Origin of the sequence: Streptomyces sp. NPDC079167, assembly GCF_040686735.1 — a bacterium.
GTDB lineage: Bacteria > Actinomycetota > Actinomycetes > Streptomycetales > Streptomycetaceae > Streptomyces.
On the sequence record NZ_JBFBLO010000003.1, the window covers coordinates 315,681 to 340,451 of the forward strand.

General features: G+C 69.6%; 22 protein-coding genes and 1 tRNA gene. 6 read left to right on the forward strand and 17 right to left on the reverse strand.

Annotation, left to right across the window (positions count from 1 at the left end; genetic code table 11):
• Positions 1–120: 120 nt before the first annotated feature.
• The 9 genes from AB0P41_RS09075 to AB0P41_RS09115 form a co-directional block, all read right to left on the reverse strand.
• On the reverse strand, positions 121–936 hold the full coding sequence (locus AB0P41_RS09075) for an HAD family hydrolase (protein ID WP_356708963.1): 816 nt from the start codon (positions 934–936) through the stop codon (positions 121–123).
• On the reverse strand, positions 933–2,210 hold the full coding sequence (gene serS, locus AB0P41_RS09080; protein ID WP_356708961.1) for a serine--tRNA ligase: 1,278 nt from the start codon (positions 2,208–2,210) through the stop codon (positions 933–935). Before serS ends, AB0P41_RS09075 begins: the two co-directional genes overlap by 4 nt.
• Before the next feature lie 593 nt (positions 2,211–2,803).
• Positions 2,804–3,739: a prephenate dehydratase gene (gene pheA / locus AB0P41_RS09085; protein ID WP_356708959.1), complete on the reverse strand. Its 936-nt coding sequence runs from the start codon at positions 3,737–3,739 to the stop codon at positions 2,804–2,806.
• Between the two features lie 102 nt (positions 3,740–3,841).
• Positions 3,842–5,125, reverse strand: a complete 1,284-nt coding sequence (gene efeB / locus AB0P41_RS09090) for an iron uptake transporter deferrochelatase/peroxidase subunit (protein WP_356708957.1) — start codon at positions 5,123–5,125, stop codon at positions 3,842–3,844.
• A gap of 5 nt (positions 5,126–5,130) precedes the next feature.
• Positions 5,131–7,107, reverse strand: coding sequence for a copper resistance protein CopC (locus AB0P41_RS09095; protein WP_365931046.1), 1,977 nt, complete (start codon positions 7,105–7,107; stop codon positions 5,131–5,133).
• A gap of 14 nt (positions 7,108–7,121) precedes the next feature.
• Positions 7,122–7,568 (reverse strand): copper chaperone PCu(A)C, encoded by a 447-nt coding sequence (locus tag AB0P41_RS09100; protein ID WP_356708953.1) that lies wholly within the window; start codon positions 7,566–7,568, stop codon positions 7,122–7,124.
• The gene (locus AB0P41_RS09105; protein ID WP_365931048.1) at positions 7,565–8,221 is read right to left on the reverse strand and encodes an SCO family protein; all 657 of its coding nucleotides are present in this window, start codon (positions 8,219–8,221) and stop codon (positions 7,565–7,567) included. Before AB0P41_RS09105 ends, AB0P41_RS09100 begins: the two co-directional genes overlap by 4 nt.
• Positions 8,222–8,268: 47 nt before the next feature.
• Positions 8,269–9,000, reverse strand: a complete 732-nt coding sequence (locus AB0P41_RS09110; RefSeq protein ID WP_365931050.1) for a YcnI family protein — start codon at positions 8,998–9,000, stop codon at positions 8,269–8,271.
• A gap of 104 nt (positions 9,001–9,104) precedes the next feature.
• A complete protein-coding gene (locus AB0P41_RS09115) occupies positions 9,105–9,926 on the reverse strand; it encodes a hypothetical protein (RefSeq protein WP_365931052.1) in 822 nt (273 codons plus the stop codon).
• 271 nt (positions 9,927–10,197) lie between these two features.
• Between AB0P41_RS09115 and AB0P41_RS09120 the strand changes: the two genes are divergently transcribed.
• Positions 10,198–10,755 (forward strand): ATP-binding protein, encoded by a 558-nt coding sequence (locus AB0P41_RS09120; protein ID WP_365931054.1) that lies wholly within the window; start codon positions 10,198–10,200, stop codon positions 10,753–10,755.
• Positions 10,756–10,803: 48 nt separating this feature from the next.
• Here the strand turns inward: AB0P41_RS09120 and AB0P41_RS09125 are convergent, their stop codons facing one another.
• Together AB0P41_RS09125 and AB0P41_RS09130 are read right to left on the reverse strand one after the other, a co-directional pair.
• Complete coding sequence (locus AB0P41_RS09125) at positions 10,804–12,267, reverse strand: aminopeptidase P family protein (RefSeq protein WP_365931056.1); 1,464 nt, start codon at positions 12,265–12,267, stop codon at positions 10,804–10,806.
• Between the two features lie 131 nt (positions 12,268–12,398).
• Entirely contained in the window at positions 12,399–13,823 is a 1,425-nt protein-coding gene (locus AB0P41_RS09130) for a PP2C family protein-serine/threonine phosphatase (protein ID WP_365931058.1), read from the reverse strand.
• A 601-nt stretch (positions 13,824–14,424) separates the two neighbouring features.
• On the opposite strand from AB0P41_RS09130, the gene AB0P41_RS09135 reads away from it, so the two are divergent.
• A complete protein-coding gene (locus AB0P41_RS09135) occupies positions 14,425–15,108 on the forward strand; it encodes a bifunctional DNA primase/polymerase (RefSeq protein ID WP_356708940.1) in 684 nt (227 codons plus the stop codon).
• Between the two features lie 642 nt (positions 15,109–15,750).
• Here the strand turns inward: AB0P41_RS09135 and AB0P41_RS09140 are convergent.
• The 3 genes from AB0P41_RS09140 to AB0P41_RS09150 form a co-directional block, all read right to left on the reverse strand.
• Entirely contained in the window at positions 15,751–16,716 is a 966-nt protein-coding gene (locus AB0P41_RS09140; RefSeq protein ID WP_365931060.1) for a DUF5926 family protein, read from the reverse strand.
• 253 nt (positions 16,717–16,969) lie between these two features.
• The gene (locus AB0P41_RS09145; protein WP_356709439.1) at positions 16,970–17,542 is read right to left on the reverse strand and encodes an ATP-binding protein; all 573 of its coding nucleotides are present in this window, start codon (positions 17,540–17,542) and stop codon (positions 16,970–16,972) included.
• 182 nt (positions 17,543–17,724) lie between these two features.
• Positions 17,725–18,564 (reverse strand): glycerophosphodiester phosphodiesterase, encoded by an 840-nt coding sequence (locus AB0P41_RS09150; protein WP_356708937.1) that lies wholly within the window; start codon positions 18,562–18,564, stop codon positions 17,725–17,727.
• A 197-nt stretch (positions 18,565–18,761) separates the two neighbouring features.
• Between AB0P41_RS09150 and AB0P41_RS09155 the strand changes: the two genes are divergently transcribed.
• Together AB0P41_RS09155 and AB0P41_RS09160 are read left to right on the forward strand one after the other, a co-directional pair.
• The gene (locus tag AB0P41_RS09155) at positions 18,762–20,252 is read left to right on the forward strand and encodes a trypsin-like peptidase domain-containing protein (protein WP_365931062.1); all 1,491 of its coding nucleotides are present in this window, start codon (positions 18,762–18,764) and stop codon (positions 20,250–20,252) included.
• A 60-nt stretch (positions 20,253–20,312) separates the two neighbouring features.
• Positions 20,313–20,402: transfer RNA gene (locus tag AB0P41_RS09160), tRNA-Ser, on the forward strand.
• 176 nt (positions 20,403–20,578) lie between these two features.
• Here AB0P41_RS09160 and AB0P41_RS09165 read toward each other — a convergent pair.
• The gene (locus AB0P41_RS09165) at positions 20,579–20,755 is read right to left on the reverse strand and encodes a hypothetical protein (protein WP_365931064.1); all 177 of its coding nucleotides are present in this window, start codon (positions 20,753–20,755) and stop codon (positions 20,579–20,581) included.
• A 564-nt stretch (positions 20,756–21,319) separates the two neighbouring features.
• On the opposite strand from AB0P41_RS09165, the gene AB0P41_RS09170 reads away from it, so the two are divergent.
• The gene (locus AB0P41_RS09170; protein WP_356708931.1) at positions 21,320–22,108 is read left to right on the forward strand and encodes a GntR family transcriptional regulator; all 789 of its coding nucleotides are present in this window, start codon (positions 21,320–21,322) and stop codon (positions 22,106–22,108) included.
• A gap of 2 nt (positions 22,109–22,110) precedes the next feature.
• On the forward strand, positions 22,111–22,869 hold the full coding sequence (locus tag AB0P41_RS09175; protein WP_365931065.1) for a glycosyltransferase family 2 protein: 759 nt from the start codon (positions 22,111–22,113) through the stop codon (positions 22,867–22,869).
• 59 nt (positions 22,870–22,928) lie between these two features.
• Here the strand turns inward: AB0P41_RS09175 and AB0P41_RS09180 are convergent, their stop codons facing one another.
• Positions 22,929–23,528, reverse strand: coding sequence for a hypothetical protein (locus AB0P41_RS09180; RefSeq protein ID WP_365931067.1), 600 nt, complete (start codon positions 23,526–23,528; stop codon positions 22,929–22,931).
• A gap of 11 nt (positions 23,529–23,539) precedes the next feature.
• Positions 23,540–24,472 carry an FkbM family methyltransferase gene (locus AB0P41_RS09185; protein WP_356708925.1) on the reverse strand — a complete coding sequence of 311 codons (933 nt, stop codon included), beginning with the start codon at positions 24,470–24,472 and terminating at the stop codon, positions 23,540–23,542.
• Positions 24,473–24,771: the final 299 nt, after the last annotated feature.

The window sequence follows — 24,771 nt, forward strand, 5'->3', positions numbered from 1 at the left end:
GAGCCCGAAGAGCGAAGACCGGAGCCCGAGGACCGGAGCCCGAAGACGAAGAGGCTCCGAAGCCCGAATACGAAGGCTCCGGAGCCCGAAGTGGCCCCGGAGCCCGGAGAACAGCTCCGCCTACGCGCGCGTGGGCGTCCGGAGCAGCTCCTCCAGCACCACAGCGATACCGTCGTCCTCGTTCGACGCGGTGACCTCGTGCGCCACGGCCTTCAGTTCGTCGTGCGCGTTGGCCATGGCCACGCCGTGCTGCGCCCAGCCGAACATGGGGATGTCGTTCGGCATGTCACCGAACGCCACGGTGTCCGCCGCCTTGAGTCCCAGCCGGCGGGCGGCGAGCGAGAGCCCGGTCGCCTTGCTGAGCCCCAGGGGCAGGATCTCCACGACCCCCGGGCCCGCCATGACGACGTTCACCAGGCTGCCGACGGCCTGCCGGGCAGCCTCTGCCAGTGCGTCGTCGTCGAGTTCGGGGTGCTGTATGTAGACCTTGTTCAGCGGAGCGGTCCACATCTCGGCGGGGTCGGCCATGAAGACGGCGGGCAGCGGGCCCTCCTGCACCTGATACCCGGGCCCGACCAGCACCTCGCCCTCGAGGCCGTCACGGCTCGCCGCCAGCGCGAGCGGGCCGACCTCCGCCTCGATCTTGGACAGCGCGAGCCCCGCGAGCTGCCGGTCCAGGGTGAGGGAGGTCAGCAGCTTGCGTTCACCCGCGTGGTAGACCTGCGCGCCCTGACCGCACACCGCCAGGCCCTTGTAGCCCAGGTCGTCCAGGATGTGCCGGGTCCACGGCACCGCGCGTCCGGTGACGACGATGTGCGCGGCGCCGGCCGCGGTCACCGCGGCCAGCGCCTCCCGGGTGCGGTCGGAGACCGTGTGGTCGTCACGCAGCAGGGTGCCGTCGAGATCGGTCGCTACGAGCTTGTACGCGAAGGTCACTTGGAGACCGGCTCCAGAAGCTCGCGCCCGCCCAGGTACGGACGGAGGACCTCCGGTACCCGCACCGAACCGTCGGGCAGCTGGTGGTTCTCCAGCAGAGCCACGATCGTGCGCGGTACGGCGCAGAGCGTGCCGTTCAGCGTGGCCAGCGGCTGGACCTTCTTCCCGTCCCGCATACGGACGGAGAGCCGGCGTGCCTGGAAGCCGTCGCAGTTCGACGCGGACGTCAGCTCGCGGTACTTGCCCTGGGTCGGGATCCACGCCTCGCAGTCGAACTTCCGCGAAGCCGAGGACCCCAGGTCGCCGGTCGCGACGTCGATCACCTGGAACGGCAGTTCAAGACCGGTGAGCCACTGCTTCTCCCAGTCCAGGAGCCTGCGGTGCTCGGCCTCGGCGTCCGCCGGGTCGACGTACGAGAACATCTCGACCTTGTCGAACTGGTGGACGCGGAAGATGCCTCGGGTGTCCTTGCCGTACGTGCCGGCCTCGCGACGGAAGCAGGGCGAGAAGCCCGCGTACCGCAGCGGCAGCTTGTCGGCGTCGAGGATCTCGTCCATGTGGTACGCCGCGAGGGGGACCTCCGACGTGCCGACCAGGTAGAAGTCGTCCTTCTCCAGGTGGTACACGTTCTCCGCGGCCTGGCCGAGGAAGCCCGTGCCCTCCATGGCGCGCGGGCGGACCAGCGCGGGGGTCAGCATGGGGACGAAGCCGGCCTCGGTGGCCTGGGCGATCGCCGCGTTGACCAGGGCCAGCTCCAGCAGCGCGCCGACGCCGGTCAGGTAGTAGAAGCGCGAGCCGGACACCTTGGCGCCGCGCTCCATGTCGATGGCGCCCAGCGCCTCGCCGAGCTCCAGGTGGTCCTTGGGCTCGAAGCCCTCCGCGCCGAAGTCGCGGATGGTGCCGTGCGTCTCCAGGACGACGAAGTCCTCCTCGCCGCCGACCGGCACGTCCTCGTGGACGATGTTGCCGAGCAGCAGGAGGAGCCGCTTGGCCTCGGCGTCCGCCTCGTCCTGCGCGGCGTCGGCCGCTTTCACCTCGGACTTCAGCTGCTCGGCCTTCTTGAGGAGCTCGGCACGCTCCTCGGGGGTGGCCTTGGGGATCAGCTTCCCGAGCGACTTCTGCTCGGAGCGGAGTTCGTCGAAGCGGATGCCGGACGACCTGCGCAGCTCGTCGGCGGAGAGCAGGGCGTCGACGAGCGCGACGTCCTCTCCACGGGCGCGCTGGGAGGCGCGAACACGGTCGGGGTCCTCACGGAGCAGGCGAAGGTCAATCACCCCTCAAGGCTACCGGTGCGGGGATCCGCCGCTCGAACCGATATAGACGAGCGTGGCGCTTTGCCCGAATTGCCGGAATCAATAATCCTGGGGGAGTCGTGAGCCGACAATGGGGTGAAGATCGTCAATTAAAGGGTCGCATTGCCACGAAAAAGGGAACAAGGCGACCCGTCATTTGATGTATCGCCGGTGCGTGGGCGGGGAGTTGGGGGCCTCGGGTGGGTGGGTTGTCCACAGGGTGTCGTCGATCCCATTAGTTATCCACAGGCTGTGAAGAAGATCTGTGGATGCCGGAGGGGATCGTTCCGAAAGCGGCATGACGGGACAGGGATCCGCAACTCAAACCTCACTCGCGCACTCATTCGGGTGGGTTTTCCTCCTTCCAATGAGTTGATCAACGGAATTGGAGGGACACGAGGGGAGCTGTGACCCCATGAGGGATCCAGGAGTACTGGGGCGATTTGTCGACCATGTCGCGTTGCGGTGTCGACTTGTCCCCAGGTCGAAGGGGTTGCCTGTGGATAACTTTGTGCGTGAAATGAAAATCTGCAGGTAGGACCGGCAGGGATCGGGACGGCCCCTTCCCACAGGCTTCAGACACGGCCGTCCTGGCTGCGGGCCAGCCAGTCGGAAGCCTCGGTGAAATCGGTGTCCGACGTCCCGATCCGCAAGGGGCTCACCTCGTCGGGCGTCACCCCCGCGCGCGGATACGAACCCAGGAACCGGACCTTCGGGCAGATCCGCTTCAGTCCCATCAGCGCCTCGCCGACGCGCCGGTCCGCGATGTGCCCCTCGGCGTCCACGGCGAAGCAGTAGTTGCCGATGCCTGCTCCGGTGGGCCGGGACTGGATCAGCATCAGGTTGACGCCCCGCACGGTGAACTCCTGGAGCAGTTCGAGGAGGGCGCCCGGACGGTCGTCACCGAGCCAGATGACCACGGAGGTCTTGTCGGCTCCCGTGGGTGCGGAGGGCCGGGCGGGGCGCCCCACCAGGACGAAGCGGGTCTGGGCGTTCTCCGCGTCGTGGATCTCCGTGACCAGCGCTTCCAGGCCGTAGGTCGCCGCGGCGAACTCACCGGCGAAGGCGGCGTCGTAACGCCCCTCCTGGACCAGCCGCGCGCCGTCGGCGTTCGAGGCCGCCGACTCCCACACCGCGTTCGGAAGATGGGCCGCCATCCAGTTCCGCACCTGAGGCTGTGCGGCCGGATGGGCGCTGACGGTCTTGATGTCCGAGAGCTTCGTCCCGGGGCGCACCAGCAGGGCGAACGTGATGGAGAGCAGCACTTCCCGGTAGATCATCAGCGGATCGCCCGTGGTCAGCTGGTCGAGAGTCGTGGTGATCCCGCCCTCCACGGAGTTCTCGATGGGGACGAGTGCCGCCGCTGCCTCCCCGTTCCGCACCGCGTCCAGTGCCGCCGGCACCGAGACCATCGGGACGAGTTCGCGGGTGGCGGCTTCGGGGAGCGTACGGAGGGCCACCTCGGTGAAGGTGCCTTCGGGGCCGAGGTAGGCGTAGCGCGTGGCTGACATACGGTCACCCTAATGCGCCGCCGCACGGTGCCGTGCGCCTTGCTCCGGCGGGCGCCCGGGCCGTGGAACCCGCCCCCGGCCTCGGGCGTGGGGCGCGCGGCCTCACGCCTCCAGCAGCCGCTGCCCCACGTACTCCCCGGCCGCGACGCCCCCGGGTACGGCGAAGAGACCGCTCGCCTCGTGCCGGATGAACGGTGAGAGCGCGTCCCCGCGGTCGAGTTTCCGCTGGACCGGGATGAACCCCTTGTACGGATCGGCCTGCCAGCAGATGAAGAGCAGACCGGCGTCCGGGGTGCCGTCGTCGGAGATTCCGTCGTGGTACGAGAACGGGCGGCGCAGCATGGCGGCGCCCCCGTTCTTCTCCGGGGACGAGATCCGGGCGTGCGCGTTGTCGGGGATCAGCAGCCTGCCGTCCGCCCCCGCCTTGTCCAGGTCCATCCCGGTGTCCTCCGAGCCGCCGCTGAGCGGGGCGCCGTCCGCCTTCCGCCGTCCGATGACCTCTTCCTGACGCTTGACCGTGAGCTCCTCCCAGTCGTCCAGGAGCATCCTGATCCGCCGGACGACGGCGTACGAGCCGCCTGCCATCCAGTCGTACGCCGACGAGCCGCCGGAGGGCACGAAGATCCGCTTCTCGAAGTCGCTCTCGGCCGGTTTCGGGTTGTTGGTGCCGTCGACCTGGCCCATCAGATTGCGCGTGGTCATCGGGCGGTCCGTGGCGCCCGGGGTGCGGTTGAAGCCGTTCATCTGCCAGCGCACGCGGGCTGTCGAGCCGGCCTCCTTCTGGAGGGCGCGCAGCGCGTGGAAGGCGACGAGCCCGTCGTCGGCGCCGATCTGCACCCAGAGGTCGCCCTCCGACCGCTTGGCGTCGAGGTGGTCCGAGGAGAAGGCGGGCAGCGGATCCAGGGCGGCAGGGCGGCGGTCGGTCAGACCGGTGCGGTCGAAGAACGTCCGCCCGAACCCGAAGGTGACGGTCAGGGAGGACGGACCGGCGTCCAGGGACACCCCGGTGTCGTGGGCCCGGCCGTTGTCCGCCGGCTCACCGGCCATCAGGCGTTCCGCCACGGCCGACCAGCGGCGCATCAGGGCGGCTGCCTCCTTACGTCCCGCGGCGGGTGCCAGATCGAAGGCGACCAGGTGCCCGCGGGCCTGGAGCGGAGTGGTGATCCCCGCTTGATGTTTCCCGTGAAACATCGCCTCGGTCGAGCCGACCGTGGTCAGCGGCGTCGGCGCATCCCCTCGCGTCGCCGCATAGCCGCCCGCGCCGCCTGCCGCGCCCAGGACGAGGCCCGCCGCTCCGGCCGCGCCCGCACCGCCGATCAGCCGACGCCGGGAGACGACGCTCGTGCCACCGGAACTCCGGTTGGGGTTGTCCTTCTTCTTGCTCACCCTGCTCAGCCGATCTTCACGTTCTTGTCGATGGTCGTCTGGTCGATGTCCGAGGTGCGCACCGTCACGGCGACCTTCCAGTCGCCCGCCATCGGGATCTGTACCCCGCTCGCGGTCCAGTGCCCCTCGGTGAGGCGGTCGGGGACGACCGGCAGCGGGCCGATGTCCTTGGACTCCAGGGTGAAGGCGAGCTTCACCTCGGGGACGTCCAGCGGACGGCCGTCGGGTGTGTCGACCCAGAGGTGCACGCTGTTCGATCCGGTCCCGCCGGGCGAGATGTCCAGGCGCACCGTCCCCTTGCCGTTCTCGCCGCCGGTGTCGAAGGGCAGGTTCAGGTTCAGCTGCCCGCCGGTGACCGGCGCCGGAGCCGTCGTGGTGGTGCCGCGCGCGGCCTCCTCCTCGGTGCGGCCCGGCTCGGTGGACGTGAGGATCGTCGTGACGACGAGCAGCACGACGGCGATGCCCGTCTCCACCATCACCGAACGCCGCAGCCCGGAGCGGTCCGGATCGGCGTCGCGGGCGCGCTTCTCCTTCGTCGCCGTCAGGGCGGCCCGCTGCCGGGAGAGCTGGGCGGCGCGCTCCGGATCCATCTCCCCGTCGGACACGGTGACGGGTTCCGGCGATTCCGGCGCAGCGGCCGCGGCGGTGTCAGCGGTGTCATCGGTGGCGGACACGACGGTGTCAGCAGTGTCATCGGTGGCGGACGCGGATCCGGTGCGCTCGGTCAGCCGCCCCGTCCACCTCCGGGATATCCACGCGACCCCGAGGAGCAGGGCGACGAGCGCCACCTTCACGAGCAAAAGCTGCCCGTAGCGGGTCCCGGTCAGCGCGGACCACGAGCCGACCTGACGCCAGGACTGGTAGAGGCCGGTCGCGGCGAGGACGACCACACTGCCGAACGCCACGCGCGAGAACCGGCGTACCGCGCCGCTCGTGATGTCCGGCGTCCGGTACAGGGCGACCAGCAGCGCGGTGAGTCCGCCCAGCCAGGCGGCGACGGCGAGGAGGTGCAGCACGTCGACCGGCATGGCGATGCCGGGCTGGATACCCGTCGACGCGTGCTCGGCCAGGGCCCACGTACCGGCGATCCCGATGGCGATGACCGCGCCGCCCGTCGCGAGTCCGAAGGTGAGGTCCTGCTTCTCCTTCTCGTCCTCGCGCTTGGCGTACGCCCCGAAGAGGACGGCGATGAAGAGCGCGGAGGCACCCAGGAGCAGCAGCCGGGAGACCAGCGCGGCCCCCGGCTTGGTGTCGAGGACGGACTGGAGGCCGTCGAGGTCGAAGGCGTCCGCGAGCTTGCCCGAGCCGGTGTACGGATGGCGCAGGAGCAGCATGGCCAGGGTGGCCGCGGTGAGCGTGACCCAGCCGCGTACGACGAGCCGCTGCAGCGGACGCGCGCCCGCCCCGCGCTGCCAGCAGGCGAGCACGAAGGCCGAACCGCCCGCGAGCAGGATGAAGCCGGCGTACGCGGCGTAGCGCGCGATGCCGTAGAGCGCACCCACGAGCCCGCCGCCGGCTCCGCCCGAGGGCAGCGCCACGGTGGTCTCCGAGGGGGCGCCGACGGAGAACGTGAAGGCTCCCGAGACCGGATGGCTGTCCGCGGAGACGGCCTGCCAGGCCACGGTGTACGTGCCATCGGGCAGGCCGCTGTGGAGCTGGACGGCGTACCGTACGGCGCCGCCGCTCGTCAGGTCGCGGGGCGCGCCCTCGTCGGCGCGCTCACCGCTGGGGTCGAGGACCCGGATCGAGTCGTCGTCCATGGCGATCTGCTCGGAGAACGTGAGCGTCACTTCCTCGGGCGCGGTGGCGACCACCGCCCCGTCCTGCGGATCGCTCCCCGTGAGGGCGGCGTGCGCGGACGCGGGGCTCGCGCCGGCCAGCACCAGTCCGAGCAGCAGGCTGATCAGCGTGGCGAGGAGCGCGGCCGCGACGAGCGGCCGTCGTATCGGGGAGGGACCGAGGCGCGGGGCGGTAGCCGTCATGGGGTGTCAGTACCTCACTGCTTCTTCGGGTCGTAGGTGGTCTCCCGCACGGGGATGTCGACCTTGATGGGGTCGGCCTTCTCGAAGTGCAGTTCCACGGAGACCGTCTCTCCCCGCTTGGGCTGCTGCTTCAGCTCCGTGAACATGATGTGGTTCCCGCCGCGTTCGAGATCGAGCTCGCCGCCGGCGGGCACCTCGAACGACGTGACCATCCGCATCGTCCGGTTCTTCGTCTCGTGGATGGAGACGTGGTCCGAGAGGGAACTCGTCACCGAGGTGAGCCGGTCGGTGGCGTCGCCGCTGTTCTTCACGAGGAGGAAGCCGGCCGCCATGTCGCTGACGGGCTGGGGCATGAAGGCCCCGGTCACCTCCAGCCGCGGCACGCTGTCGGAGGAACACGCCGTCAGCGCGAGCCCGGTGGTGAGGGCCAGCGCTCCGGCGACGGCAGTGCGGCGGTTCACGGGGTCTCCCCCTTGACCAGTTCCGGGAGGTCCTCGGTGTAGTCCTCGGCCGTGGTGTCCTCGCTGTAGAGCACGTACCCCTTGTCGGTCTTCGGGGAGAACGCGATGACCTGGGCACCGTGCATCGAGACGACCGTGCCGTCCTTCTCCTTCTTCGGCGGGTCGATGCCGATGCCGATCTGCCGCGCTCCCGCCTGGATGGCCGCGAAGTCGCCGGTGAGACCGGTGAAGTCGGGATCCTGGGCCTTGAGCCAGCTGCCCAGGGACGCCGGGGTGTCCCGCTCGGGGTCCGTCGTGACGAAGACGACCTGGAGCTTGTCCTGTTCGGCCTCGGGCAGGGCCCGCTTGGCGACCGCGATGTTGCTCATGGTCAGCGGGCACACGTCGGGACAGTTGGTGTAACCGAAGTAGATGAGGGTCGGCTTGCCCTTGGTCTTCTCACGCAGGTCGTACTTCTTGCCGTGGGTGTCGGTGAGCACGAGGTCGGGCTTGGTGAACGGCTGGTCGAGCACGGTCGCGGGCCCGGACCCGGCCGAGGAGGAGACGTCGGCGACGGAGTTGTCCGCCGAGTCCCCTCCGCTGCCGCAGGCCGACAGGGTCAGTGCCGCCGCGGCGGCGAACGCCGCGGCCAGCACCGTCTTCTTGCTGTGCATGGAGAGCTGTTTCCTGATCTGTGAATACGGGTGGTGGGGCAGGGGGATCAGGCGCTGCGGCGGCGGCCGGCGAGGACGCCGAAGGCGACCCCCGCGATGCCGACGACGATGCCGACGACGCCCAGGACGCGGGCGGTGTCGTCGGTGCCCGACGAGGACGCGTCCTCCGACGACGCGGTCGTCTCCTTCGCCTCGTCCGTCCCGCCGCTCTTGTCATCGGCGGCGGCACCGTGGGCGTCGGCCGCCGGGGCGGTCAGCGCGAGCACCGGAGCAGGGCTCTCGGGCTCCTCGCCGCCCTCGGTGGGCTCCTCGATCCAGCGGACGACTTCCTTGTTGCTGTACGTCTGGAGGGCCTTGAAGACGAGCTGGTCGGCGTCCTCGGGGAGCTGCCCGACCGAGAGCGGGAACTGCTGGAAGAACCCGGGCTCGATACCGCTGTCGTCCGCGGTCCAGGTGACCTTGGAGACCGCCTCGTTGATCTTCTTGCCGTGCACCTCGAGCGGCTCGGCCAGCTTGCTCTTGGTGACATCGATCTTCCAGCCGGCCACCGGCTGCGGGCTGACGGACGCCAGCGGGTGGTCCGTCGGGAAGTTGACTTCGAGCTTGACGGTGGAGGCGTTGTCGCGCTCGTTGGGCACCTTGAAGTTGACGGTGGCGTAACCGCCCTTGGCGGCCTCGCCCTGCGGCTGCACGCTGACGTGGGCCGAGGCGGTGCCGGCGAGCAGCAGGACGGTGGACGCGGCGACGCCGCCGGCGAGGGCGATGCGGGAAACGTTCATGGCAGGGATCACTCCACAGGTCATGAGGAAAGGGTGGTCCGGCGCGCTGAGGCGCGACGGCATCACGACCACCTCTTCACCGGAGTCCCGGCCGAGGGGTCGTGTCAGGCTGCGCGTACGTATACGGGCGGCGGCCCGCGCCTGATCACCATGTGCTGCAGAGGGTCCCCGGTGGCCGGTGCGGGGGCGTCGACGGCGCTGCGAAGAGGACGCGGCCCGGTCGTGGGCCGGCCCGGGAGCCCCGCACGCAGTGCGCGTACGAGCGCCATCGCCGCCCGCAGCGCGCGCAGCCGGGCCGCGGCCGCGAGCTGCCGGCCGCCGTGCGCCGAGAGCCTCGCCAGCCGGAAGAGGGCGATCTCGCCGCGGCGCAGCAGCCAGCCCGTGGCGAGCGCGGCGAGCAGGTGCCCCAGGAGCATGGGAAGGCTGGGCAGGCCGGACATCAGGGTGTCCAGGAGCGTCGGAGCGGCATCCGGAGCGGCTGCCGCCCCGGACGCCAGGTGTGTGTGCCCCTGGGCCACGGTTGCGGGGTCCAGCCCCGCGGTGGTCACGATGCGGTGGGCCTCGCCGGCGCTCAGCTGCGCCGGTCCCGCCCCGCACACAAGCCCCGCGGCGAAGCGGATCAGCGAGTCGTCCCCGGACCCCGCCACAGCGGCCGGTGTGTGCCGCCCGAGCCCGAAGACGATGTGCAGGGCGAGCTGCCCGGCCGCGAGGGCGGCCGTGATCGAGAGGAGGGTCCGCTCACGTCCGGCGAGCGCCGTCGCCACGGCGAAGACTCCGGCGAAACCTGCCAGCAGACTCCAGCCGGGCACACCCACACCTGCGGCGAAGCCGTGTCCGGCGGCGGCGAACACGACGCAGACCGCGGTGAACACCGCGGTCCTCAGAAGCCGCATACCGGCTCCGGCGCGTGCGACAGGCATAGACATGGCCGGGTCATCATCCCACTGAGCCCCCCGTCCCCGTACGGCAGGTCCGGAAGGTTTGCATCCGTCCCCATCAGGGAGTGATCAGGGGGTGTTGCACCTGTTCATGCGTGGATCGATGCCGCTCCGCGCCCCTGGCCCGGGCCGGGCATACACCGGTGGACGGAGTATCCGCATCCGCCGAATGAGCGCCGTCGTGGCCGATCCGTGCTTACGGAGCGCCGATCGCGGCAATACGTATCGGTATGTCGAGCCGCAGCCAGGAGGCTGGAGCATGAGCATGTGGTGGTCACTCCATTTGCGGCGCGAAGCTGCGAGCGTTCCGCTCGCCCGTCGTTTTCTGCTCGGCACCATGGAGACCGCGGGGGTGGACCCCGACATCTCCTACGACCTCTCCGTCGCGCTCAGCGAAGCCTGTGCGAACGCCGTCGAGCACGGCGGCGGCCTGGGGGACGCGGGTGACGCCGGAGACGCAGGCCCGGCCCCCACCGGTGGCGGGCAGCCCGGGCGCGCCTGCGGGCAGTACCGGGTCACCGCGTATCTGGACGGCGAGAAATGCCGTATCGAAGTCGCCGACTCGGGGCCGGGTTTCCCCTCCCGGCGCACGCTTCGCACTGCCGCACAGTCCTCCGCCTCGCGACCTGCGGGCGACCCCTCGCACCCGCGTACGGCGGTGCACCCTCCGGTCATGGCCGAGAGCGGGCGCGGGCTCTGCCTGATCGAGGAGCTCGCCGATCACGTGCACTTCGGCAACCGGCCGGGTCACGGCGCGGTGGTGAGCTTCGACAAGGTCCTGAAATGGCGGGAGGGCGCGCTGCTCATGGTGTCCTGAGCAGCGCGCCCTCCGTGGCACGGGGCGCGGCCTTCCGCGCCGGCCGTGTCAGCCCTTGAGCCGGGCCATCCACGCCTCGACCTCGTCGGCCCGGCGGGGAAGCGTGGCGGACAGGTTGCGGTTGCCGTCCTCGGTCACGAGGATGTCGTCCTCGATCCGGACGCCGATCCCCCGGTACTCCTCGGGCACGGTCAGGTCGTCGGCCTGGAAGTAGAGTCCGGGCTCGACCGTGAGGCAGACCCCGGGCTCCAGGGTGCCGTCGACGTACGACTCCGTGCGCGCGACGGCGCAGTCGTGGACGTCCATGCCGAGCATGTGGCCGGTGCCGTGCAGCGTCCAGCGGCGCTGGAGGCCCAGCTCCAGGACCTTGTCCACGGACAGGTCGCCCAGCAGACCCCACTCGACCAGCTTCTGCGCCAGGACCCGCTGGGCGGCGTCGTGGAAGTCGCGGAAGGCGGCGCCGGGCTTCACGGCCGCGATGCCGGCCTCCTGGGCCTCGTACACCGCGTCGTATATCTTCCGCTGCAGCGGCGAGAACGTGCCGTTGATCGGCAGCGTGCGGGTCACGTCGGCGGTGTAGAGCTCGTCGGTCTCCACGCCCGCGTCGAGCAGCAGGAGCTCGCCGGAGCGGACCGCGCCGTCGTTGCGGACCCAGTGCAGCGTGGTGGCGTGGGGGCCGGCCGCGCAGATCGAGCCGTAACCGATGTCGTTGCCGTCGACGCGGGCGCGCAGGAAGAAGGTGCCCTCGATGTAGCGCTCGCTCGTCGCCTCGGCCCTGTCGAGGACCTTGACGACGTCCTCGAAGCCGCGCGCCGTGGCGTCGCAGGCCTTCTGCAGCTCGGCGATCTCGAAGGCGTCCTTGACCAGACGGGCCTCGGAGAGGAAGACGCGCAGCTCCTCGTCGCGCTCCGCGGTGACCTTGTCGGTCAGGGCGGCTTCGATGCCCGCGTCGTGACCGCGGACGTTGCGCACCGGGCCGGTGGCCTCGGCCAGGGCGGCCGGGAGTTCGCGGACGTCCTTCGCCGGGATGCCGAGCAGCTGCTCGGCCTCGGTGAGGGAGTTGCGGCGGCCGACCCACAGCTCACCCTGGCCGTCGAGCCAGAACTCGCCGTTCTCACGGTCGGAGCGGGGCAGGAGGTAGACCGTCGCCGTGTGCCCGCCCCCGGACGGCTCGAGGACCAGGACGCCGTCCTGCGTCAGGTCACCGGTGAGGTACGCGTACTCGGTGGAAGGGCGGAAGGCGTACTCGGTGTCGTTGGAGCGGGTCTTCAGGTTGCCCGCGGGAATGACGAGCCGCTCGCCGGGGAAGCGCGCGGAGAGCGCCGCGCGACGGGCGGCGGTGTACGAGGCCTGGGCGATCGGCTCCAGGCCGTGCAGCTCCGTGTCGGCCCAGCCGGACTTCATGTTCTCGGCGAGCTCATCGGAAATGCCCGGGTACAGGCCGTTCTTCCGCTGCTTGATCGGCTCTGCTTCTGCTGTTTCCGGGGTCTCCGGGGCGAGCTCCTCAGACACGTTTTGTCCTCCTTGTGCGACACTGGGCCTTCTCCATCGTACGGGCGTACGGAAGGGGGCCCAGTGCCGGAAGACCTCTTACACGTCCGGGGCCGCGACCGGCGGTCCCCGGGGGGCCGGCGGCCGGGATCTCAGTCGAAGCGCGCGGCCAGCAGGGCGACGTCCTCGGCGCCGTCGTTCCCGTTCGCGCCGTCGGACAGGAGGGTCTGCAGGACGTGGTCCGCGACGGCCCCGGGGTCCTGGCGCAGGACCTTCGGCACCCCGGCCGCCGCCGAGTGCAGCCGTGCGAACGCCCGGTCCCTGGTGTCACCGGTACGGCGCAGCAGCGCGTCGGTGTAGAACAGCACCGTTTCGCCGGCCCGGGGCGTGAATTCCACGCTCGGCGCCTGCCAGCAGGACAGCATGCCCAGCGGTGCGGAGAGGGTCGTCTCCACGAATTCGGTGCGTCGCTCGCCGGTCACCAGCGGCGGTGTGTGCCCCGCGCCGGCGAACACGATCGTGCGCCGGTCGGGTTCGCAGTACGCGTAGAGGGCGGTCGCCGCGGAGGCCGGTTCGGTCAGCCGCAGCAGCAGTTCGAGGTCGGAGAGTACGGCGACGGGGTCCTCGCCCTCCATCACGGCGTAGGCCCGCAGCCCTGCGCGGAGCCGGCCCATGGCGGCCAGGGCGGCAGGCCCCGAGCCGCCGACCGATCCGACGGCCAGGCCGAGGGCCTCGTCCGGGAGCGGCAGCGCGTCGTACCAGTCACCGCCGCCCGAAGGCGCGGCACGGCGGCGGGCGGCCAGCCGCACTCCGGGGACCCGGGGCAGCCTGCTGGGGAGGAGCTCCTCGGCGACGACTGCGGCATCCGCCCTGGCGCGTTCGAGTTCGAGGAGGCGGGCGACGTGTTCCGAGGCGTAGCGGGCGTACACCCCGACGAGATGGCACTGGCGTTCCAGGGGTTCCGCCGGTTCGTCGTAGAGCCAGACGGCCGCGCCGAGCCGGCCGGCGGTTCCGGTGGCGAGGGGCTGTGCGTAGCTGGCGGCGTAGCCGAGCCGGGCGGCGACCTCGCGGCAGCGTGGATCGAGGCCGGAGTCGCCGAGGATGTCGGGGCTGGCCAGGGGGCCGTCGGTATCAGGGAGGCCGTCGAGGAACCGGCCGTACGAGGTGGCGCTGCGCGGCACCGTCTCGATGTGTCCGAGGTCGGCCCGGGCGAGGCCGAGTCCGACCGTGCGGGACGGCCCGCGGCCGTCGGCCGGTTCGAGGACGAGAAGCCCGCGGCCCGCGCCGACGAGTGCCGCCCCGGCGGTCAGGAGCTCGTCGAGAGCGCTGTCCAGGGTGCTGGTCCCGGCCAGCCGCTCGGTGAGTTCGTGCAGCGTGGTGAGGTCGGAGACCCAGCCGGCCAGCCGGTCCTGGATGAAGGCGACCGGCGCGACGGGCACGACTTCCGTGGGCGCGGCAGTGTGCGTTGAAACGGGAACCATGGGATCGATTCCAGCCACTTTCGGAAGGTGGGGGGCGCTCATGGCAATCGGCTTTCCGACTGGTGCGTTTTGTCGAATAGCATCGCAAACCCCCATGTCGTTCTGCGCCGCTATCGGTGCAACCACATGTACACGCACCCACATCTACACGCACAACTGAGGTGATGTCCAGCATTGTCCTTGCGGTATTTATGGTGTCCATGAGGCAGCCAACTTGGCCGAAAAATGCACCCCCGGGCGGTTTTTTGCGATCGACTGGGCGTGCTCGACAGGGAGAGCCCTCGGGGTGAAATGCCGGAGGGAGCGTCATCCCGGTCATGCGGGGTACGTAATCGTGGATGGCCGGGGGCAGTTGTGACCGCCCCGGAACCCGACAGCGAGCCCGGGCGTCCTTACAGGTGACGGCCGCCCGCCCACCGCCCCGAGTGGCGGGATTGCACAAGGGACGGCACGCGCGATGCGCACGCCGACCGCGTGATGTTTTGACTGGACTCGGCTCGGTTCAACTCGGTTCGACTCGGCTCAGCTCCATTCTGTTCGGTTCCACTCTGCTCGGCTCGGCTCACGCTCGGCACCGACTGACGTCCGTACCGCAGACCCGATGAGCAAGCACGCACAGCGAAGAGACGCACACGTGGTGTAACGAGCACGTGGTGCGATGTGGACCTCGGCGTTCAACGGAAAGGAACGAGCGCTCATGCGCGAGATCCTCGGAAGGCGACGCAGGCACCGGCCCCGGCGCAAGGCAAGTTCCGCCCAGCTCGACGCGGCGCTGGCCTGTGCCACCGTCCGGAAGTGGCCCGTGCTCCCCGGAGCAGGGCTTGCGACGGGAGCCGTACGCGGTGAACGCGGCCGCGGCTGCGCCTGTCCTGATCCCGAGTGCGCCGTACCGGGCGCACATCCCTTCGACCCGGGCCTGCTCGCGGCGACCACCGACGCGCGCATGGTGCGCTGGTGGTGGACCAACCGGCCTACCGCGCCCGTCGTCCTGGCCACCGGGGGTCAGGCGCCCTGCGCGCTGAGCCTGCCGGCCGTCGCCGGTGCCCGGGCCCTGACCGCGCTCGACGGCATGGGGCTGCGGCTCGGCCCCGTGGTGGCGACACCCACCAGGTGGTCGCTGCTGGTCGAGCCCTACACCCTGGAACGGCTCGGCGAACTGCTGCACGCCAAGGACCGGGTGCCCAGCTCTCTGCGGTTCCACGGTGAGGGCGGTTATCTCATCCTGCCCCCGTCCGAGGTGGGCACGGGGCAGGTGCGCTGGGAACGCGCGCCGGAGGCGGGGAACGCCGCGCCGTGGCTCCCGGATGTGGAGTCCGTCCTGGACGCGCTCGTCGAGGCGAGCAACAGCGCTCCGGACGGCGGGAGCCGGCTCGCCTACTGAGCGGGCGGTGGTCGACCGACCGACGCGGGAACAGCGGGCGGCTCACTCGTTCAGGGGTGTGAAGCCGCCCGGTTTCCGTGCGTCACGGCCGGCCCGCACCAGGAAGATGTAATTGCATCCGGGCAAAAACCGGTGCCCGCAGGCTTTCTGGCGGCCTTTTCGCGGATTGCGCAAACGGTGCGCGCGGTGCGGCCGGTGTGAATGTTTCCCGGGTGCCGGGGGCTCTTTCCCGGTGCCCGGCGGCATCGTGGCTTTCTGTCCGAAAGCGAGCGCCCGGTGTGCCGGGGGGCCTGGGGTGCGCGCCGCTCCGGCGCTGCGCCGGGCCCCTGCCCCGTACAGGGGAGTTGACGGGCGCGAGCCTGTCGGGCGGGCGATCCGCCGAGACGGTCGGCAGGTGGGGCCGGTCAGTCGCCGCAGGCCGCCGGTGAGCCGAGTGCTCCGGCGTGCGCCCCGGGCGCACGGGCCTGGAAACGAGGACGTCCGGCCGCTGGCGACGGGGGATGCACCAGCGACCGGACTTCCAGAACCGTAACAAGAGATCTGCCGTTAGCAAATTCGATCTCGCCTATTCGGACACCGATTTACCGACGGGTACGGGGAGTTGTGACGGGCGTCACCGCCGCGTCCCCGCTCTCGTCACTGTCAGCTGAGCGTCACTTGGCGGTTGGTGAGCCCCCCGCGTGCGCGGCGCTCATCGGCCGTCAGCGGAGCGTCCGAGGCGAGCGCTCCGGCGAGCCGCTCCGCGAACTCCGCCGCGGGCTTCTCGCAGTCCTCGGCCCCCATCGCGCTCGGCAGGTCCCAGACCGGGACCATGAGCCCGTGCGCACGGAAGGAACCCACCAGGCGGGTCTCCTCGCCGAGCGAGGAGGCGCCCGCCGCGTGCAGCCGGGCGAGGGCGTCGAGGAGCTGCTCCTCGGGGTGCGGCATGACCCAGCGCAGGTGGTTCTTGTCCGGCGTCTCGCACCAGTAGGCCGCGTCCACGCCGGAGAGCCGGGTGGTGGGGATGGCGGCCGCGTTGGCACGCTCCAGCGATGCCGAGACCTCCGCCGAGGCGTTCTCCGCGTCCGGGACCCAGAATTCGAAGCCGGAGTGCACGACCGGCTCGAACGCGGCGCCGGGGTCGAGGACGTCCTGCAGGCGCGGGCCGTCGGCAGGAACCCGGCGGGCGGTGACAGGGGAGCCGGGCTCGGCCTCCAGCGCGCGCTGGAGGGTGTCCGCGAGATCGCGGCTGAGGTCACCGGACGAGGTGTCGTTCTGCAGGGCGAGAAGGACGGAGCCGTCGTCGCGGCGCAACGCCGGCCAGGCCATCGGCAGCACGGTCGCGAGCGACACGGACGGTACGCCCTCGGGGAGCCCGTCCTTCAGCGTCAGCTCGACGGTGGCGGCCGGGACCAGCTCGCGCAGAGCGATCCAGTCGCACTCCCCGGAGATTCCCTCGAAGGGGCGCTGGACCAGCTCGGTCACGGCGTGGGCGGCGGCGCGCCCGTGACACGCCTTGTAACGGCGGCCCGAACCGCACGGGCAGGGCTCACGAGCCCCTACGACCGGGATTTCACCGTCCTTGAGCTGCGGCTTCCCGGCCTTGGACTGAGGGCGCTTCTTGGCCATGGTGGGCGTTCTCCCGATTGCGACAGTGCGGTCTCGGGCGCGAGCCTAGCCGTCCCTGTGACGGCCGGGGCACACTCGCCGGGGCGTACCCGCCGTGGTCCATCCGCCGTGGCACCCTCGCCGCCTGTCACACCGTGCCGCGCGCCGAATGTTCCGGCCCCCGCCGCGGGCCGAGCGCTCCACCGTGCCGCGAGCAGAAGGCTCCACCGTGCCGCGAACAGAAGGCTCCACTGTGCCGCGCGTCGAACCGCTCTCAGCCCGCGTCGTCGAAGGCTTCGAGAGCGTCGGCGAGTTCCAGACCCTCCAGCGAGCCGAATCCACTCATCGAGCCCAGTCCGTCCAGTCCGTCCAGTCCGTCGAGACCGGACCGCTCGCGGCGTGCGGACCTCCCGGGGCCCGGGGACGCCGTCCTGAAGCCGCCAGTGCCGGGGCCCGCGGAGACGAGGGCCCAGACGGTGACCTCGCCGGCCGTGTCGTCCCGTACGCCCCACTCCTGGGCGAGGGCGCTGATGATGTTGAGCCCGCGTCCACCGCGCGCGGTGACCGACGGTGTTGCCGGGACCGGCCTGGTCGGCCCGCCGCCGTCCGTGACCTCGACGGTCAGGTCACCCGTTCTCTCCACGCGCCACGCGGCGCGGATGTCGCCGTCCCCCACCTCTGAGTGCCGCCCCAGCGGCCTGCCGTGCCGACAGGCGTTGCTGAGGAGTTCGGAAAGGATCAGTACAGCGTCGTCGACCACGGTGTCCGAGACCCCGTTGCTGCGCAGCTGCTCGCGCATGCAGTGCCTCGCCCGCCCCACGCCCGCAGGGCCATGGGGTACGGCCATGCTCGACGACGCGGGCACTTCCTGTGCCACCACAAACGCCACCCCCGAGACCTCCTTTGCCCCACGCCACGGATTGGATGCCCCCGTGGGCTGCACCGGAAACCGGCCAAGGCCCTGTCAGTGATGCACTCGTAACGATCGATTGCGGAACGAATGCGCCGGTGCACCCCGGGTAACTGATGTTAAGAGCGGCCAAGTTGCGAAAGAACCTGTTTCGGGCGGTTCGTGATGATTGCCTCCACCCCCAGGCGTACGCAGAGCTCGACGTCCTCCGGCTCGTTCACGGTCCACACGTGCACCCGGTGTCCCGCTCTGTGCAGCCGTTCGATGTATCCGGGGTGATTGCGTACGATCCGCATCCCCGGGCCGGCGATCCGGGCCCCCGCGGGGAGCCGCCCGTCGCGCAGCCTCGGTGAGACGAACTGCATCAGGAAGACGGTGGGCAGGGTGGGGGCCGCGGCCCGGACGCGGTACAGGGACCGCGCGGAGAAACTCATGACACGTACCGGGGACGGCCCGTCGGCCGGCGGAGCGTGCAGGCCGAACCGCTTGAGCAGATGGAGCAGCCGCTCCTCGACCTGTCCTGCCCAGCGCGTGGGGTGCTTGGTCTCGATGGCCAGCTGGAGCGGACGGCCGCCCGCCCGGACGTCGTGGGCCAGCTCGAGGAGCCGTTCCAGGGTGAGCACGGAGGTGAGCTCGCCCGGCACCGGGTCCCAGTCCGGGGACTCCTCGTGGTCCTTCGCGTGGTTCTTCCAGGAGCCGAAGTCGAGGGCGGCGAGATCGGCCAGTTCCAGGGCGGAGACGGCACCCCGGCCGTTCGACGTGCGGTTCACCCTGCGGTCGTGCACACAGACGAGCTGCCCGTCCGCGGTGAGACGGACATCGCACTCCAGGGCGTCCGCACCGTCCTCGACGGCCTTCCGGTACGCGGCCAGCGTGTGCTCAGGGGCGTCGTCCGAGGCGCCGCGGTGGGCGATGACCTGGATGGGAGGCTGTGGTGAGGGTAGGCGTGCGTGGGTCACCGCGTCATGGTGTCACCGAGACGCGTCAGGTGCTGACACCTTGTTGCGTAGGACCGTTTTGCCTGATGTAAAGATTGGTGTGCGGATGCACAGGTCCTGCTTACAGTGGCCTGACGTGCTGTGGGAAAAGCTGACTGCAGACACGTGCACAGCGGATCTCTTGCCGAATGCCGAGTGGAACCGAGGAGTAAAGAGCTGTGAGCACCGAGAACGAGGGCAACGAGGGCAACGCGGTTCCGTCCGTACCGTCTGTTCCGTCCGCACCTCCCGTGCCGGCTGCCGCTCCTGAGGGCACCCCGCAGGGCGGTCCGCCCGCCCCGGAGGCCCCGCCTGCCGCTCCTTCGGACGCGCCGACGGCCCACATTCCGGCCGCGACGCACCAGACAGGCGCCGAGCCGCCCGCCGCGGGGCCCGAGCATCACCCGTACGCGCCGCCGTCACCGCAGCAGCCTCCGGCCGGCTCGGCCGCCTGGCCGCCGCCCCCTCCGGCCATCCCCTCGTACGCCGACGGCGGCAGCCCTCCGGTCTGGGGAGCCCCGGAGCACTCGGAGCCCGAGCGCCCGCGCAAGCGCCGTGCGAGCGGCCTGGTCGCCGCCGTGGCGGTGGCCGCGCTGGTCGCCGGCGGCGTCGGCGGAGCCCTCGGCTACTGGGCCGCGGACAGCAACGACTCCGGCTCCTCCGGCTCGACCACGGTCGCCGCCTCCAACAGCCCGAAGGACTTCAAGCGCGACCCGGGGACGATTGCGGGTGTCGCGGCGGGCGCGCTGCCCAGCGTGGTCACCATCGACGCGCAGTCCGGCGACGGCGAGGGCGGCACGGGCACCGGGTTCGTGTACGACAAGGAGGGCCACATCCTCACGAACAACCACGTGGTGGCCTCCGCGGCGGACAGCGGCCAGCTGACCGCGACGTTCTCCAACGGCAAGAAGTACGACGCCGAGGTCGTCGGCCGGGCCCAGGGCTACGACGTGGCCGTGCTCAAGCTGAAGAACGCCCCGGACGGACTGACCCCGCTCGCCCTGGGAGACTCCGACAAGGTCGCGGTGGGCGATTCCACCATCGCGATCGGCGCGCCCTTCGGCCTCTCCAACACGGTCACCACGGGCATCATCAGCGCGAAGAACCGCCCGGTCGCCTCCGGTGACGGTTCCAGCAACAAGAACTCGTACATGAGCGCCCTTCAGACGGACGCATCGATCAACCCGGGCAACTCGGGCGGTCCGCTCCTGGACGCGGGCGGCGCGGTCATCGGTATCAACTCGGCCATCCAGTCCACCAGCGGCGGCGGCGTCGGCCAGTCCCAGGCGGGCTCCATCGGTCTCGGCTTCGCGATTCCCGTCAACCAGGCGAAGAACGTCGCCGAACAGCTGATCAAGACGGGCCAGCCGGTCTACCCGGTGATCGGCGCGACGGTGACGATGGAGGAGAAGACCGGCGGCGCCGTCATCTCGGACGAGGGCGCGGGCGGCACCCCCGCCGTCACTCCGAACGGCCCGGCGGCCCAGGCGGGTCTGAAGGCCGGTGATGTGATCACCAAGTTCAACGACACGACGGTCGAGAGCGGCCCGACACTGATCGGCGAGATCTGGACGCACAAGCCGGGCGACAAGGTCACGCTCACCTACCAGCGCGACGGCAAGACGTCCACGGCCGAACTCACCCTGGGCGAGCGCAAGGGCGACAGCTGACCGGCTAGGCTGTTCCACGCATCGAGCCGACCCGGGCCACCGGGACCGGCGACGACGCGGGGTGGGTTGCCCGAGCGGCCTAAGGGAACGGTCTTGAAAACCGTCGTGGCAGCGATGTCACCGTGGGTTCAAATCCCACACCCACCGCCAGGTCAGAGAAGTAGCAGGTCAAAGGGCGGGTCTCCGAAGTGGAGACCCGCCCTCTGCGTTCACCCGGTCTCACCCCGACCGCCCGTATCCCAGCGTTGACCAGGGTGTGTGGCCAACCCGTGGCCAAGGTGGCCACGCTGCTCAGGCGTCGCGGCGCACTTGCAGAGCAGCATCGATCATGCGGTCGACGCGTCTTGGTGGCCGCGCAGGATCTTGGCGTAGAACTTCCACAGCACGGCCGGGCTGTGGCCAGCGCGCCGCGCGACCTCCACCGGGTCTACCCCGGCTTTGATCCAGAGGGAGACGCCGGCGTGCCGCAAGGAGTACGGCACCTTGGCGAGAGGCGTCGTCACTTCCTCGGTGGACAGCTTCGATCCTTGCCGCCTGCCAGACCTCGGTGTACTCGGTCGAGCGAACCCGGCCGCCCCGTACCGCTCGAAAAAGGCGACCGTCAGGCGCGGTGCCGTGCTCGTCCAAGTGCCCGCGCAGGAGCGCGACCAGGACAGGGGGAATCGGGACCGGGCGGGTGGCCTTGCGTGCACGACGCTTCAAGCCGCGTTCTTCGTAGGAGTTACCGTCGTCCGTCCAGCCCGCTCCGACTTCCGGTCGGCTCTTGGACAGCACCAACTCGCCCCAGCCCTGCTCCGGCAGTTTGCAGTGGCTCCGCTTCAGGCCAGCCACTTCTGCCGGCCGCATCGCCGCGTAATACATGCATCCGAAGAAGGCGTGCAGAGGGCGCCCCCGGGGACCGCTTGCACGTACCGCTGCCAGTAGCTCCCCTGCCTGCTCGGGGCCCGGAACGTACTCGAAGTCGACTTCGTCGGTGGTCGGACTATGACGCCTCAACCTAGGAGTCATCAACTCCTCTTGAGGACTTATGCTGAGATCGCCCAACGATCAGGGATGGTGAGCACCACATGGCCAAGCGCTACGAGACGATCGCGGACGCGTTGCGGACAGAGATCCGTGCAGGACAGCTCAACCCGGGGGACCGGCTGCCGTCGGAATCCGCCCTCGCGGACCGTTTCAAGGTCAGCGTCCCGACGATTCGCCAAGCGCTGGGCGTGATCCAGGGGGAGGGGTTGATAGAGAAGCGCCATGGCACAGGCAACTTCGTCCGTCAGCCGCGGACCATCATCTACCGCACGAACGAACGGCATCAGTGGGAGAAGGACCGAGCCCGTCAGCCGAAGGCTGAGCGGGAGAAGACCGGCGCGACTGAGCACGACACCGGCTTGGTAGTCGATGACCTCGTGTTTCAGGCGGAGTATGAGGTCACGACCGCGAACGCGGACCTCGCCCAAGCCTTCGGCATTCCCGCCGGCACGGAACTTCTGGAACGCCGGTACCGGACCCGCTACAACCAGGAGGATGCCCCGTTCGCTCTGGTCAGGTCATACCTCGTACGGGACGTCGTGGCGGGCAACCCTGATCTGCTCGATGCCGACAACGAGCCGTGGCCCGGGGGCACGCAAGCGCAGCTCCATACGATCGGTATCGAGCTGGATCGGATCACGGAGCGGGTTACGGCTCGGCCTCCGACTGTCGAAGAGCTGGAGCGTCTCGGCCTGACAGCAGGAGTCTCGGTGCTGATCGTGCGCAAGACTTCGGTCGACACTCACGGCCGTGTGGTGGAGCTCTCCGACATCACGCTTCCTGGGGACCGTACTGAAATGCTCTTCGTGAGCCCTCTGGGCAGGTGGTGACCATGACCAACCTCGTGACCGTCATGACGGCAGTGCACGGACCAGGTGCCCACCACCTGCCCGACGCGTACAAGTCCCTGCTCGCGCAAAAACTTCCGGACGGGTGGGACTGGCAGTGGGTGATTCAGGAGGACGGCAGGACGGATTCGGTCACGCCGTACGTGCCCGACGACCCGCGCGTGAGCTTCGGCCAGGGCCGCGCCGGCCGCGCTGCGATGGCTCGCACGATGGGGCTGGCACGTGCTGAAGGCGAGTACGTCAAGGTTCTGGATGCCGACGACATGCTGACGCCGGGAGCCCTTGCCCGTGACCTGACAGCACTGATCGCGAACCCAGGTGTCAGCTGGGCAACCTCCAGGGTCTTGGACCTGCTTCCAGACGGCACCACTGTTGGCTTTGAGGGGGACCCGCCTGAAGGCGCGATTGAGCGTGGATCAGTGCTTGAGCACTGGCGGGCTCACGACTATCGAGCCCAGGTGCACCCGGCCACCCTCATCATGCGGAGAGACCTACTGCTGGCGCTGGGCGGGTGGATGGCGCTCCCCGCATCCGAAGACACGGGGCTGCTCTTGGCTATGAATGCGGTGAGCACAGGGTGGTTCACTGCTGAGACTGGGCTGCTCTACCGCAAGTGGCCGGGGCAGGTCACGAGCCGGGCCGCGCACGTTGACGAGGTAGAGAGGGAGGCCAGGATGGCCGTCGTCGAATCCCGAGCGTCGGTCCTCGCGTCGCTCAGCGACTGGCGCTTTAACGCTCAGTGAGGCAGGAACGACGAAGGGCCGCACCTCCCGATCCACGGAGGCGCGGCCCATGCGCTTACTCAGGCGCCGCTCTCTCTGGGCGCGCGCGGGAGAATCAAGTCTCGGGATGAGTGTGCGTCGCCGTGAAAGTTGCCGTTGACCCCGAGGTCATCACGCGCGGCCTCATGGAAGACATTGATAGCGCTGAAGACCGTTCGGTGCAGCTCTCGCCAGTCCTCCAGCGTCCCGTCTGTGGCGCCCCGAGCCTGCCAATCGATCGCGGCGGCAGCGCGATTCACGGCATGAGCGGCCTCGATGACTTGGTTCTCAGCGAGCAGCATCACCCGCTCGAAGGCGCGCCCCCGGCTTCCTTCCGCCTCTGCGAGTTCCAGTGTCAGGTCCGACTCGGCCCGGTCTATCGCCCGCATCCCGTTCCGTACCTCGTACAGCAGCACGGCAGAGTAGACGCACCTACGCACGTGGTCGATGTACCCGGTGTACGCATCGAGCTTCCGCTCATCCCACCTGGTCAGCATGGCGTACCTCGTGCGCTGCCGCTCCATCAGGTGGTTTGTCATGTGAGTGGTGAGTGCGCCGACAAGCACGGCGGCGATGGTCACCAACTGTCCAACGAGATCCATGAACTCCCCCAGCCCGGCGTTATATTCAGCGGGGATCATAGAGGGAGACGTCAGCCGAGTCTCTCGGCATCGGTCCGCGAGAACACGAACTCGGTCTCTCCCTCGACCGGCCCTTCCCAGCGCAGTGGGGCCGGGCCGTGTTCTCGTATGGTCCTCGGATAGCTGGCTGCTTCGTAGTCGTTGGGCAGGTGGTAGGGATGGAAGCCGTGCGCAGCGAGCGCATCGAGCAGTCCTTGAGCGGTCTCGCCCAACTTTGCTAGGCGTTCGGGTGTGACCTCGATAGCCAGTTCCGCGTCCGGCCTTAGCCGCTCAAGAGCTGGCACGAGGCCCCGCACCACGGCGCCCTCAGCTCCCTCTACATCGACTTTGATCACGCGAGCTGAGGCCAGTTCGGATGGCCTGAGGATGTCGGGCAGTGGACGGGCAGGGACGGCTACCTGCGACTCCGCCTTGCCGGCATACGGGACGATGCTGTTCGCGCCCATGTTGGCCGAGCTGGCGAGTATGAAGTGGAGCATTTCAGATCGGTCCGAGACGGCCTCACTGACTGCACGAACGTTACTCGCCCGGTTGAGGGCCACGTTGGCAGACAGGAGAGTGTGGAAGTCCGGGGACGCTTCAATGGCAACCACGCTCCCCGAGGTGCCTACCAAGCGGGACGCCAGCAGGCTGTAGTAGCCGATGTTGGCGCCCGCGTCCACGAAGGTGTCCCCAGGCTGAAGAGTGCGCTGTAGCCACTTCGTCAGGGGCGGCTCCCACACCCCGAAGGTGTAGATGTACCGCTGGATTAGGTCTCGGGTGTCCGTATGGAGTCGTATCCCGGCCGCAGACAGGGCCACCGATTGTCGTGGATGGTCCTGAAGCCATGCGTTGAGGAAATTCCGAACGACAGCAGACTTACCGACGGCTAAAGGTGCGTACCGAACGTAGGTACGCGCCACAGTGGCCGCGAGGTCGGCCGCACGGGAACTGGCTCTATGCATGTGCGCTCCCTTCGGGCGGGTGTTTCTTGCTCCATGGTGGAACCATAGAAGATTGATCTGGTAGGCACTTAGCGATACCAGAAGTCGTTCGTGAGAGCACAGCTCAGGGCCTCGGCCCTTGGGGATCGACTAGCCTGACCGGGTCGTTACTGGGCGCCGCTGTTCCGTCGTGATCTGATACATCGATCAGAAGCCGGAATAGCCAAATTAGTCGAACCGCCCTGGATAGGCCTAGGAATAGAAGAAAACCAATCGCCCACCCAGGCCAGCCGACATTCTGCTCTGTGTCACCCAACATC

What these genes read in the sequence shown, in the direction of transcription:
- AB0P41_RS09145 (WP_356709439.1), bottom strand. Translation starts at nt 17,542, where the DNA reads ATGGCCGTACCCCATGGCCCTGCGGGCGTGGGGCGGGCGAGGCACTGC.
- AB0P41_RS09175 (WP_365931065.1), top strand. Translation starts at nt 22,111, where the DNA reads ATGACCAACCTCGTGACCGTCATGACGGCAGTGCACGGACCAGGTGCC.
- AB0P41_RS09105 (WP_365931048.1), bottom strand. Translation starts at nt 8,221, where the DNA reads ATGCACAGCAAGAAGACGGTGCTGGCCGCGGCGTTCGCCGCCGCGGCG.
- AB0P41_RS09185 (WP_356708925.1), bottom strand. Translation starts at nt 24,472, where the DNA reads ATGCATAGAGCCAGTTCCCGTGCGGCCGACCTCGCGGCCACTGTGGCG.
- AB0P41_RS09140 (WP_365931060.1), bottom strand. Translation starts at nt 16,716, where the DNA reads ATGGCCAAGAAGCGCCCTCAGTCCAAGGCCGGGAAGCCGCAGCTCAAG.
- pheA (WP_356708959.1), bottom strand. Translation starts at nt 3,739, where the DNA reads ATGTCAGCCACGCGCTACGCCTACCTCGGCCCCGAAGGCACCTTCACC.
- AB0P41_RS09095 (WP_365931046.1), bottom strand. Translation starts at nt 7,107, where the DNA reads ATGACGGCTACCGCCCCGCGCCTCGGTCCCTCCCCGATACGACGGCCG.
- AB0P41_RS09110 (WP_365931050.1), bottom strand. Translation starts at nt 9,000, where the DNA reads ATGAACGTTTCCCGCATCGCCCTCGCCGGCGGCGTCGCCGCGTCCACC.
- AB0P41_RS09170 (WP_356708931.1), top strand. Translation starts at nt 21,320, where the DNA reads ATGGCCAAGCGCTACGAGACGATCGCGGACGCGTTGCGGACAGAGATC.
- AB0P41_RS09180 (WP_365931067.1), bottom strand. Translation starts at nt 23,528, where the DNA reads ATGATCCCCGCTGAATATAACGCCGGGCTGGGGGAGTTCATGGATCTC.
- AB0P41_RS09115 (WP_365931052.1), bottom strand. Translation starts at nt 9,926, where the DNA reads ATGTCTATGCCTGTCGCACGCGCCGGAGCCGGTATGCGGCTTCTGAGG.
- AB0P41_RS09120 (WP_365931054.1), top strand. Translation starts at nt 10,198, where the DNA reads ATGAGCATGTGGTGGTCACTCCATTTGCGGCGCGAAGCTGCGAGCGTT.
- AB0P41_RS09135 (WP_356708940.1), top strand. Translation starts at nt 14,425, where the DNA reads ATGCGCGAGATCCTCGGAAGGCGACGCAGGCACCGGCCCCGGCGCAAG.
- AB0P41_RS09130 (WP_365931058.1), bottom strand. Translation starts at nt 13,823, where the DNA reads ATGGGGGTTTGCGATGCTATTCGACAAAACGCACCAGTCGGAAAGCCG.